Annotated in this window: 7 protein-coding genes; all 7 read left to right on the top strand. The window is 40.6% G+C overall.

All coding sequences use genetic code 11. The features are described from left to right. Nucleotides 1-91: 91 nt before the first annotated feature. The 7 genes from J4N24_RS18565 (at nucleotide 92) to J4N24_RS18535 (ending at nucleotide 12530) form a co-directional block, all read left to right on the top strand. Nucleotides 92-1879: a RagB/SusD family nutrient uptake outer membrane protein gene (locus J4N24_RS18565; protein ID WP_242691722.1), complete on the top strand. Its 1788-nt coding sequence runs from the start codon at nucleotides 92-94 to the stop codon at nucleotides 1877-1879. Between the two features lie 30 nt (nucleotides 1880-1909). After that, nucleotides 1910-3157: a hypothetical protein gene (locus tag J4N24_RS18560; protein ID WP_207535213.1), complete on the top strand. Its 1248-nt coding sequence runs from the start codon at nucleotides 1910-1912 to the stop codon at nucleotides 3155-3157. Between the two features lie 279 nt (nucleotides 3158-3436). Then, the gene (locus J4N24_RS18555; RefSeq protein ID WP_207535212.1) at nucleotides 3437-5092 is read left to right on the top strand and encodes a pectate lyase family protein; all 1656 of its coding nucleotides are present in this window, start codon (nucleotides 3437-3439) and stop codon (nucleotides 5090-5092) included. A 306-nt stretch (nucleotides 5093-5398) separates the two neighbouring features. Next, on the top strand, nucleotides 5399-7039 hold the full coding sequence (locus tag J4N24_RS18550; RefSeq protein WP_207535211.1) for a polysaccharide lyase: 1641 nt from the start codon (nucleotides 5399-5401) through the stop codon (nucleotides 7037-7039). A 4-nt stretch (nucleotides 7040-7043) separates the two neighbouring features. Then, the gene (locus tag J4N24_RS18545; protein ID WP_242691721.1) at nucleotides 7044-10172 is read left to right on the top strand and encodes a DUF6298 domain-containing protein; all 3129 of its coding nucleotides are present in this window, start codon (nucleotides 7044-7046) and stop codon (nucleotides 10170-10172) included. Between the two features lie 9 nt (nucleotides 10173-10181). Next, on the top strand, nucleotides 10182-11573 hold the full coding sequence (locus J4N24_RS18540; protein ID WP_242691720.1) for a glycoside hydrolase family 140 protein: 1392 nt from the start codon (nucleotides 10182-10184) through the stop codon (nucleotides 11571-11573). Between the two features lie 21 nt (nucleotides 11574-11594). After that, nucleotides 11595-12530, top strand: a complete 936-nt coding sequence (locus J4N24_RS18535) for a glycoside hydrolase family 43 protein (protein WP_207535210.1) — start codon at nucleotides 11595-11597, stop codon at nucleotides 12528-12530. Nucleotide 12531 lies beyond the last annotated feature (1 nt).

Here is a 12531-nt window from a genome sequence, read left to right as displayed (position 1 = left end):
AAAACAATATAAAAATATAGTAAAAAAATCTTTATTAGTCTTTTCGATTTCCGCTGGTTTATCTGCATGTGTTAATAAAGATGAATTTTTTATGCTACCTGACAGAGGTGGAATAGATGCAGCGATATGGAGTACTGAAGGGGCATTGGATATGCATTTAAATCGCGCATATGACGTGATTATGCCAATGTTCCTATATGAAAATTTCAACACTAATAACATGAATGGCCGTTATGGAGTCCATTACGCTAGTGACGAAAATTGCTTCCCTGTGGGAGATGAAATGGCAAGAAAGGCACTTGGTTTACAAGTTCCTCCATTAAATAACAATGATGTAAGGTTTGCTGGTAATGTCTACACGGTTAATGCGGGGAATAATAAGTATATGGATATTTCGAGATGCAACAACGCAATCAAGTTTATCCCCGAAGGGACCCTTCTACAAGCAACTAAGGATAGATTCTTAGGGCAGTATTACGCCTTGCGGGCAATGGTGTATTTCGACCTTGTAAAAGTTTACGGAGGAGTGCCGCTGGTTTTGGAGCCACAAGATCCTGAGAATGTAACTGCACAAGGTAGAGCTAGTGCAAAAGAATGTTTTAAAGTGATAGTGTCTGATTTAGATTCAGCAATGTCTAAGTTGAAAAATGTGACTTGGGATGATGGAACAGGTAGGGGACGATTAGATCGTCTTGCGGCAGCTTGTTTGAAAGCAAAGGCGCTTTTATACTGGGCAAGTCCTCAATTCAACCCTCAAAATGATCAAAGTAGGTGGGCAACTGCCTTAGAAGCAAATAAAGCAGCTTATCAAATGGCTTTAGACGGTCAAAAAAGACTAGTTACGAAATATGAAGATATTTTTCGCGTAGAGCCTAATTCAGAGGCAATTATAGTAAGACCTTATAGCGAAACAATTGATAGAAGAGGTCAGGACGCGGAAGCTAGATCCCGGCCGAGTTCGGAAAGTGGAGGAGCAAGTCCTATTCTTGGTTATAGAGCTACTACGAAGCTTGTTGACGCCTATCCCATGAAGGACGGAAATCCAATTTCAGTAACAAACGGTAAATATACTTATGATCCTGTGGTATTCTGGGTTAACAGGGATCCTCGTTTTGAAGCTACTATTGCTTACAATGGAAGTGTTTGGCCACTAAGTGGAAAAACTACAAGAAGACAGTGGACTTATAATGGCGCAGCTGATGAAACCAATATAATGGGCCTTTATTGTAAAAGGTTCACCAAACCTGGTTTAGCGGCAGGTAGTGTAAGATATCAAAATAATCTTGGAGGAAACGGTATGGACTGGATTGAACTGAGATTGGCGGAGGTGATGCTCAACCTGGCAGATTGTGCCAATGAAACAGGGGACATGAATTTGGCAAAGGACATGGTAAGGCAAATTAGAGTAAGAGCGGGTATTGAACAAGGTACAGCAGCTAATGACTACGGATTGGGAAGAGTTACATCGGTTAGCGAAATGCGTGATTTGATTTTAAATGAGCGCATGGTGGAGTTTGCTTTTGAAAATAAGCGTAATTCTGATCTCAGAAGAACCCGAAGAATGCACTTACTTTCAGGAGATTTAGAAAGTATTGAATTTACGGTTAAAGATGCTGCGGCCAAAACTGCTTTGGAAGCAGGAAGCACAACCCGCTTCAGAGAAGGCCTCAACCTTAATGATAAAGCCACCTATCTTCAGTATTTTAATCCGCCTGCAAGAGTTAAGTTTACTGTTTCAGGTGTTGGAGCTTTATTACCTTTTAGTGTACCACAAGAGCATTATTTTTATACATTCAATGATGACTTTGTAAATAGAGGAGTCAATATTCAACCTACTATTGGGTGGGCTGGAGGGACTTTTGACCCATTGGCTGAATAGTGTATTGAGAATCTCATAAAAATGATTGAAATGAAGAATATAAGATATAGCCTAATATCGTTTCTTACTGCAGGGGCAATTTTTGTAGCCTCCTGTAAGAAAGAGTCGGAAAATATTTATAACAGGTTTACGGATGTCGATGTTAATTATAAATCGGCTTTAAACAATGATGAAGTAATTTTAGATTTTGAGGTAAGCACTCCAACTACGAATCCAACACTTAATCAAATGTTTTCTATTAATATTGCAGAAACCGGAAGTAACACTCCAATCGTTACTTTGCCGGTAAATGCGGCAGAAAGAAACAAATTTGCAGGTGTTGTAAAACTTAAGAAAACAAGTACCAGCCCAGGTACTTATAGAGTTTGGGCTGTTAGCTCAAGTGGGAGTCAAATAGCTGCCGCTACAGTTGTTTTTAATGGAGGAAATCCGGTAGCTAATCCCGTCCTTGTGTCTGGAGATACAAAGCTAGTTGATGGACAGGTAGCTTATATCGATTATTCTTTGAACTCTGGTAAAGAGGATATTTTTTATGTTACTGTAGAAAAATATCCTGGAACAGGTAATAGTCAGGTTGATCGTGTTGTAACGAATGTTCTAGATGCATCTAAAAGGAGGAGTTACTCGGGATTAATTAAAGTAGTTGCTAATCGTGTAGGAAAGACTAGTTATAGAATATATGCTCAAAACTCGACAAATGTGTACATAGGTGATGGGTATAAGCAGGTAACTATTGATGTTCCCGAGGTGAATTTTATTTTATTACACAATAGAAGAATTTATGCTCCAACTGCGGATGGTAATTCACAGACCTTCTACTCAATATCTAAGGATAAATCCTATAGTTATAATGAAGGGAAAGCAAATTCCGTCGACATAGACTTTGGAATCTATACGAAAGTTGATCAAAATCCCCAGCGTATAGGTCAACTTATCTATAATTTATACTCCCTAAGCAATCCTACCAATCCCAATCCCGATTACAATATTACTGATTGGCAGAAGAGGGCGTTAAAGTTTAGCAATTTTATAACAAGCTCTGGAAACGTATTTAACTATAATTTGTCATCCAGTAGTGAAATAGAGACAAGGGCAAAGGCTGAAACTCTAACTCGTTCATTACTTGAAGGAACTCAGCAATCGAATGGATTAGCTCCTAATACCCTTGTGTATTTTGTTACACCAGAGGGAAAATATGGTTGTATCTTTGTAAACGCTCTAAGTGTAGATTATAACGGAAGACCTTATTTAAGTATAAGTATAAAAGTGCAGAAATAGTAAGTTAAAACTCAAAAGGACAGCCAGAGGCTGTCCTTTTGAGTTTTATATCCACCGATTGCTTGTAAGATTATTACCCATACTCTCTTTGTAATTTTACTTAATCCTGTAACAAACCCACTACAAATATCCCTCTGCTAATATCCTACAACAACAAGTCAAAATTCTATACTCCTAAACATAGAAATCGATTTATCTTTGAATTATAATATACTTTCTAACCAAAAGTTATTAATTGTAACCGAATAAATTAAACAACACGCACACACATTTTTTTAGATGAGAAAGATTTTTATTCCTTTTCTGATTGCAGGGGCGATGGTGATGAATTCAGAAAGGTCGCTGGCTCAGTATCCTGATATACCGGCGGATGTTAAGAAAGCAAGTGATGATCTGCTTAAGGAAGCTTATCGTCAATCTGATATTGCCTGGCAGAGGGCGCTTCCTATTATCGATAAGGAAGCAAAGGAGGGAAAACCTTATATTCCATGGGCGGGTCGTCCAAGTGATTTGCCTCAGTCTTCTATTCCTGCATTTCCTGGAGCTGAAGGTGGTGGTGCTTACTCTTTCGGTGGTCGTGGTGGTAAAGTATACGTTGTTACTAGCCTGGCAGATAATGGTCCTGGTACTTTACGTGAGGCTTGTGAGCAGGGTGGCGCGCGTATCGTTGTATTTAACGTTTCCGGTATTATCCGCTTAAAAACTCCTTTAATTATCCGTGCTCCATATATTACAATAGCTGGTCAGTCAGCGCCTGGAGATGGGGTATGTGTTGCTGGTGAGTCTGTTTGGATCAATACGCACGACGTTGTTATTCGCTTTATGCGTTTCCGCAGAGGTGAGACTTTTGTTGGTAGGAGAGATGATGCTATTGGTGGTAATCCAGTAGGGAACATCATGATCGACCACGTTTCTGCAAGCTGGGGATTGGACGAAAACATGTCTATGTACCGTCACATGTATAACGACAGTACCGGGAAAGCTGAAGAGAAATTAGGAACTGTTAATATCACTATTCAGAACTCCATTTTCGCAGAAGCTTTAGATACCTGGAACCATGCATTCGGTAGTACCTTAGGTGGTGAAAACTGTACCTTCATGCGTAACCTTTGGGCTGATAACGCAGCACGTAATCCTTCAATTGGTTGGAACGGTATTTTTAACTTTGCTAATAACGTTGTTTTTAATTGGAACCACCGGTCTACAGATGGTGGCGACTATAAAGCAAGCTACAATATTATCAATAACTATTACAAACCAGGACCGGTTACTGATTTAAAAGAACCTATCAGCTACAGGATCTTGAAGCCTGAGTCTGGCAGAAGTAAGTTGAAGTATGTAGTATTCGGAAGAGCTTATGTAACTGGTAATATCATTGAAGGTAATGATAAAGTAACTAAAGATAACTGGGATGGTGGTATACAGTTGGAGAATAAAAAAGGGGATCTGATGAGCTTCGAGGAGGCAAAACCGTACTTCGCTGCAATGAAAACAGACAAGCCTTTCCCAATGGCTCCGATTTCGATTATTCCTACAAAAGACGCTTATAGCTACGTGCTTCAAAATGCAGGTGCTATCCTCCCTAAAAGAGATGCTGTTGATGCTCGTGTAGTTGAACAAGTTAGAACAGGTAAAATCACCTACAAAGAAGGAGTTAAACTTCCTGAAACTCAATTTAAACATCGTAAGCTTCCGATAGATTCTTATAAGTTAGGTATTATCACTGATCCTAGTCAGGTTGGTGGATATCCTGAGTATAAGGGTAAAGCTTACAAAGATTCAGATAAAGATGGTCTTCCAGATGAGTGGGAAACTAAAAATGGTTTAAACCCTAAAGATGCGTCAGATTCTGCTAAAGATCGTAATAACGACGGATACAGCAACATCGAAGAGTATTTAAACAGCTTAGTTACTGTAAGTACTGTTAAACCTTAATTTGTTATTCCTTTCTTAATTTAGTAAATATAATTGGTTGAATTGTGAGGGCCGCCCGGCCCTCCTTTTGTTTTTGAAGATTTTTGGTTTTGGGGACTAATACTTCAGGAATTATTAATTATGTAGGTTTTAGTAAAGAAAGGTAACAAAGTACTTACCACTCATGCTAAGAAGCTACAATACCTTGAGAAAATGATATAGAACGAAGAAATAAAGTCAGGGTATTTTTGTTTTAGGTTCTAGCCAGATGAGATAGGGTAACCTGTTTTGATAGCCAAAAATTAAACACACTTAAAAAACTTCATAATGAACAAAGCTTTAAGTACTTCGCTTGTTGCATTAACATTCATTTGTTCAAAATCTGTATTCGCGCAATATCCTACAATCCCTCCAGCTATGGAAGCAAAGGCAGATTCTGCGTTAAATGCAGTGAAACGACAGTCGGATATCGCCTGGCAGAAAGCATTACCAATTATCGAACGTGATATTAAAAATGGTAAACCTTATGTTCCTGGGGCTTCCAAACCATCGGATCTTCCACAAGCTAAAATTCCTGCTTTTCCGGGGGCGGAAGGAGGAGGAGCTTTCACCGCTGGCGGACGTGGTGGGAAAGTTTTTGTTGTTACTAACCTTAATGATAGCGGCCCAGGTTCCTTTCGCCAAGCCTGTGAGCAAGGTGGTGCCAGGATCGTGGTATTTAACACTGCCGGTATCATCCGCTTAAAAAGTCCTGTTATTATTCGTGCTCCTTACATAACAATTGCTGGTCAGACTGCTCCCGGTGATGGCGTTTGTATTGCTGGTGAATCAGTTTGGATTGACACGCATGATGTAGTGGTAAGGTTTATGCGCTTTCGAAGGGGAGAAACTATTGTAACCCGTCGCGACGATGCTCTTGGCGGGAACCCTGTTGGAAATATAATCATCGATCACGTTTCGGCAAGTTGGGGCTTGGATGAGAACATGTCGATGTATCGCCACGTTTATGAAAGGAATACTGATAAGCCGCAAAAGCTTCCTACAGTTAATGTTACCATTCAAAATTCTATATTCTCTGAATGTCTGGATACCTATAATCACTCTTTCGGAAGTACTATCGGTGGTTTGAACAGCACTTTTATGCGTAACCTTTGGGCTAACAATATTAGTCGTAATCCTTCCGTGGGAATGTATGGCGATTTCGGTTTTGTGAACAACGTAGTTTTTAACTGGTGGAATAGATCTGCCGATGGCGGAGACAACAATTCCTTGTTTAACTTCATCAATAATTACTATAAACCAGGTCCTATAACACCTCTCGATAAACCGATTGGACACCGTATCCTTAAACCAGAATCCGGCCGTTCTGCTGACAAGAGTACGTTATTTGGTAGAGTTTATGCAAGCGGTAATATCGTCGACGGGAATGAGCGTGTAACCAGGAATAATTGGGATGGCGGTATTCAGATCGGTGATATGGCAGATGCTGGCAGGTACACGGATAGCATCAAGGCGAATAAACCGTTTCCGATTGCGAAACTGGCTATTATTCCTGCTCAAGATGCTTACTCTTATGTGCTTTCAAACGTAGGTGCAACTTTACCTAAAAGAGATCCGGTTGATGAACGGATTATACGTGAAGTGAAAACGGGTAAAATAGAATATAGCGATAATGCTAAGCCTCCGGTAGGTGCTGAATTTATTAAGAGACGTTTGCCGGCAGACAGCTATAAGCAAGGAATTATCAGTGATATCAGTCAGGTTGGCGGTTATCCGGAGTATAAGGGTACAGCTTATAAAGATACGGATAACGATGGTATTCCAGATTCCTGGGAGATGAAACATGGTCTGAATCCTAAAAATGCAGCAGATGCCGTTGCGGATAGAAATAAAGATGGATATACTAACATCGAAGAGTATTTAAACAGCGTTGTACCTTTAGCAGCGGTAACTCCTTCCTCAAAATAGCAAGATGCGTTCTATAAATATTACAAGGATTTTTATTGCAGGACTAGTTGGCATTCAAGTGCTGGCCAGTCCTGTTTTTGCTCAGAAGCAACCTAAACCCAAACCGTTCGAACCTTTGACTACAGAAGGAGGAAAACTGGTATATTCAACTTACCCGAATGGAGACCGTATTCCTGATTTTTCCTATGCGGGATACAAAGCAGGCGAGGAGGCAATTCCGAATGTAGCAGTCAAGGTTTTAGTACCTGTAAAAACTGGAGATGCAACGCTAAGGATTCAGTCCGCTCTCGATTATGTATCGTCTTTACCCATCGACAAGAGCGGGTTCAGAGGTGCGGTGTTATTGGAGAAAGGAACCTACGAAGTTAATGGTGCTTTAAAAATAAAGGCATCAGGTGTGGTTTTGCGAGGAAGTGGAGTGACCAACGGAACTATATTGCTGGGTACGGGTTACGATCGCCAAAACCTGATCACTATTTCAGGAAAAGACAATCGGATTTTCGGAGAAAAGGTAAACGTTTCTGATGCCTATGTTCCTGTTAATTCTACAAAATTAACAGTAGCAAATGCGAAGGCTTTTAAAGTTGGTGACGATATTCAAATTCAAAGAGCTTCTACTAAGGCCTGGATAGACGTTTTAGGTACCCAATCATTTGGCGGTGGTCTTTCTGCCTTAGGATGGAAACCTGGTCAGAGGGATATTTTCTTTGACAGGAAAGTCGTGGCTGTTAATGGTGCTGTAATTACTTTGGACGCCCCTTTAACTACGTCATTAGACAGCGCTTACGGTCCTGGTATTGTAACAAAGTACACCTGGTCTGGCCGAATCAGTAATGTTGGCGTAGAAAATTTACTTCTTCGTTCTTCTTTTGATGCTACTAATCCAAAGGATGAGGATCATAGGTGGATGGCTGTTGTAATGGAGAATGCAGTTGATTCCTGGATTCGCCAGGTTACTTTTGAGCATTTTGCAGGATCTGCAGTTAATATTCTCGAAACTGTAAAAAGAGTTACGGTTGAAGACTGTAAGTCTTTGGCCCCGGTATCTGAAATAGGCGGACAAAGAAGATATACTTTCCTGACCTCTGGTCAGCAATCGCTTTTCCAAAGATGTTATGCAGAAGCGGGGTACCATGATTTTGCTATAGGATATTGTGCTCCTGGGCCTAATGCTTTCGTACAATGTGAATCTCACTTGCCTTATAGCTTTAGCGGACCGGTTGATAGTTGGGCCTCAGGCGTTTTATTTGATATTGTCAATGTTGACGGACAAGCGCTGACTTATAAGAATCTTGAACAAGACGGACAAGGTGCTGGATGGAATGCTGCTAACAGTGTTTTCTGGCAGTGTTCTGCGTCAAGGGTAGACAACTATGAACCTCCCACAGCTCATAACTGGGCCTTCGGTACATGGGCTCAATTTGCCGGAAATGGTTATTGGACCATGTCTAACGAGCAGATACAGCCACGGAGTTTGTATTATGCGCAGCTTAAAGAAAGGATAGGAGATAAGCTTGGAAATAGAGCCATCGTTATACCGATGGGAACAGAAGCATCAAGTAGTCCTCCAGTTGACGTTGCAATGGCTTTAACAGCACTTTCTGTAACTCCTGCTATTACCTTAACCAGTTTTGTTGATGAAGCTGCAAAACGACAACCCATCCCTGTTACCTATGGTAAAGTAAAGACGATTGATCAGATAGGAGTGGAACAACCAGCCCAACCAGCGAAAGCTGGATACTTCCACATACAAAATGGGTGGTTAGTTAGAGGGGATGAAGTTGTTTCCGGAAGAAGAAGAGAAGTGCCCTGGTGGAATGGTTCTTCCCGCCCTTATGGTTTAGTGAATACCAAACCTCATATTACAAGGTTTGTTCCGGGCAAGGTGGGTGAAGGCTTGACTGACGATTTAAATGAAATGACGGACAGCTTGAGAGCTGGGAATGTTGTTGCCTTAGATCACAATTATGGATTATGGTATGAGCGTCGCCGAGATGACCATGAACGTATCAGAAGAATGGATGGCGAGGTTTGGCCTCCATTTTACGAACTTCCTTTTGCCAGAAGCGGAAAGGAAACTGCCTGGGATGGATTAAGTAAATATGATCTTACAAAGTACAATCACTGGTATTGGAATCGTTTGAAGCAGTACGCAGATCTTGCTGATCAGAAGGGACTGGTACTATTGCACGAGAATTATTTCCAACATAATATTATAGAAGCTGGAGCTCATTATGCTGATTTTCCATGGCGTCCTGTAAATAACATTAATAATACAGGCTTCCCTGAGCCTGTTCCGTATGCAGGCGACAAACGTGTGTTTATGGCAGAGCAGTTTTATGACATAAATAATCCTGTACGAAGAGAATTGCACAGGGCTTACATTAGAAAATGCCTTTATAATTTTTCAGGAAACAGTGGCGTGATCCAGCTTGTCAGTGCTGAATATACTGGTCCGCTTCAATTTGTCCAATTCTGGGTAGACGTCATTAAAGAATGGGAGAAAGAAACAGGTAAAAAGGCTATTGTGGGTTTAAGTACAACTAAAGATGTACAAGACGCCATTCTTGCAGATAAAGACAGAGCATCTGTTATAGATGTAATAGATATTAAATACTGGCATTATCAGGCTGATCAAAAAACGTACGAACCTAAAGGAGGTCAGAATCTTGCTCCCCGTCAGCATGCTCGCTTGCTTAAACCAAAAGCAAGTTCTTTTGATCAGGTTTACCGGGCAGTTTCTGAATATCGCTTACAGAATCCAGGAAAAGCTGTGATCTATGGTGGAGATGGAGCAGATGCTTATGGTTGGGCTGTTTTTATTGCGGGTGGTTCTTTACCCGCTATACCTAAAACCCCTCAGGCTTTTCTAAAGGATGCTTCCATCATGACACCGGTTAAGCCTGCCAAAGGATCTCAGCAATACGTTCTTGCTTCAGAAAATAACGGATATATCGTTTATAATACTTCTTCCGAACCAGTTAAGCTTGATCTTGCAAATGCAACATACGCGATTCATTGGATCGATTCGAAAACAGGTCTTGAAATAGGAAAGGCTGGCAAAATTAAAGGAGCCGCAAATACAGTTATTAACAGCCCTAAAGCAGGTGCTGTGTTATGGTTGACTAAATAAATTTTGAAATTGAAAATTTTAAGTAAATACGTTCTATTGGCAGCAGCAGCTGTTTTAAGTACAGTAAGTTTAAAAGCGCAGCAAACTGGGCCATTAAAAGTATCGGCAAATAAAAGGTACATCCAACAGGGTACTAAACCATTCTTTTGGCTAGGGGATACGGGTTGGCTATTGTTCAGCAAACTAACCCGTGCTGAGGCAGAGAAGTTTTTGCAAGTGCGCAAAGAACAAGGGTTCAATGTGATACAGGTAATGGTGATCCATGACATTGCTGAAGTAAATGCTTACGGAGATTCAGCTTTGATCAGGAAAGATATAACACGTCCAAACATTACCACAGGCGCTAATGCTGCTGATCCTAAACAATACGATTACTGGGATCATGTGGATTACATTGTTAACCTCGCTGAAAAGAAAGGTTTATACATGGCAATGGTACCGGTGTGGGGATCTGTTGTGAAGGAAGGCCATGTTAATTCCAAGCAGGCAAAAGCTTATGCAACATTCCTTACCAATCGCTACAAGGCAAAATCTAATATTATCTGGATGAATGGGGGAGATATCTCCGGAAGTGATTCAACTGCTGTTTGGAATACAATTGGAAATACAATTAATAACCTGGACAATAGCCATTTGATTACTTACCACCCTCGTGGCCGTACTCCTTCTTCTGAATGGTTTCATAATGAAAAGTGGTTAGACTTTAACTCTTTCCAATCCGGACATCGCCGATATGATCAGGATACTACAGCTAAAGAGAAGTACCATTATGGTGAAGATAACTGGAAGTTTGTGGAAGCTGATTATAAGCTTAAACCTACTAAACCAACTATAGATTCTGAGCCTTCTTACGAAGGTATTCCTCAAGGTTTGCATGATACGCTGGAAATCAGGTGGAAAGACTACGATGTTCGTCGCTACGGATACTGGTCTGTTTTTGCAGGTGCTTTTGGCTATACGTACGGTAATAATTCTGTTATGCAGTTCCTTAAATCATCTGATAAAGGAAGTGCATATGGTGCTAAGGAATTGTGGGAAACTGCTATTAATAATCCAGGAGCTCAGCAAATGATCTATCTTAAGAAACTAATGTTATCCAGACCTTTCTTCGAGCGCGTTCCTGACCAGAATTTAATTGCTGGAACTCAAGGGGAAAAATACAACCGTTTATTTGCTACCAGAGGCAAGAATTATGCTTTCGTCTACACCTATAATGGGAGGAATATTCCTGTAAACATGGGTAAGATTTCCGGATCAAAAGTTAAGGCCTCCTGGTATAATCCAAGGAACGGACAAACTAGCCTTATCGGTAACTTTTCAAATAAAGGTGTGCAGGAATTTAATCCTCCCGGCCAGGAGAAGGATGGGAATGACTGGGTGTTGATATTAGATAGTTTGTAATTCATATTAATATTTCCATTAATGAAAAAAGGCATCTGGCTTTTATTAGTAATAGTAATATCTCTGGCTTCCTGCTCGAAGGAAGTTTACATGTTTACGTCCTTCCATGAGCCAGCGAATCAGGGGTTACGTTTTCTGTATAGTAATGATGGTAAACACTGGAAGGACTTGAATAAAACCTATTTGAAGCCCGCAGTGGGGCAACAGAAAGTGATGAGGGACCCTTCTATTGTTAAAGGACCTGACGGGACATTTCACTTTGTCTGGACCAGTAGCTGGAAAGGTGACAGAGGTTTTGGTTATGCGAGCTCAAAGGACCTTGTTCACTGGTCAGAGCAGAAGTTCATACCAGTAATGGAAAATGAGCCAACTACGGTAAATGTGTGGGCTCCTGAGCTTTTCTATGACGATGTAGCTAAGCAGTATATCATTGTTTGGGCATCATGCATTCCTTTCCGTTTTCCAAAAGGGCAGGAGGATGAGGACAATAATCATCGTTTATACTATACTACAACGAAAGACTTCAAAACTTTTAGTCCTTCCAAATTATTTCTTGACCCTGGTTTTAGTGCAATTGATGCCGTAATTGTAAAAAGAAAAGCCAATGATTATGTGTTGGTGGTGAAAGATAATACTCGTCCAAATCGTAATATTAAGATTGGTTTTTCAAATTCACCCTTAGGTCCTTATCCGGACATCTCAGCTCCATTTTCACCAAACTTTACTGAAGGGCCAGCTGTGGCGAAAATTGGCGACGAGTACATCGTTTACTTCGACTCTTACCGGGAAAAGAAATACGGTAGATTAAAGACTAAAGACTTTATCCACTTTAGTGATGCTGAGAAAGAAACAAGCGTTCCGGAAGGACATAAGCACGGAACTGTATTTAAAGCAAGTAGAAAGGTCCTTAAGGGATTACAAAAAAGTGCAGGTATAGATACTGCAAAGATTAATTAGA

It is taken from the genome of Desertivirga arenae (assembly GCF_017355785.1).
Lineage (GTDB): Bacteria > Bacteroidota > Bacteroidia > Sphingobacteriales > Sphingobacteriaceae > Desertivirga > Desertivirga arenae.
The sequence above is the reverse complement of the archived record's forward strand: the minus strand, read 5'-3'. Positions and strand labels throughout refer to the sequence as shown.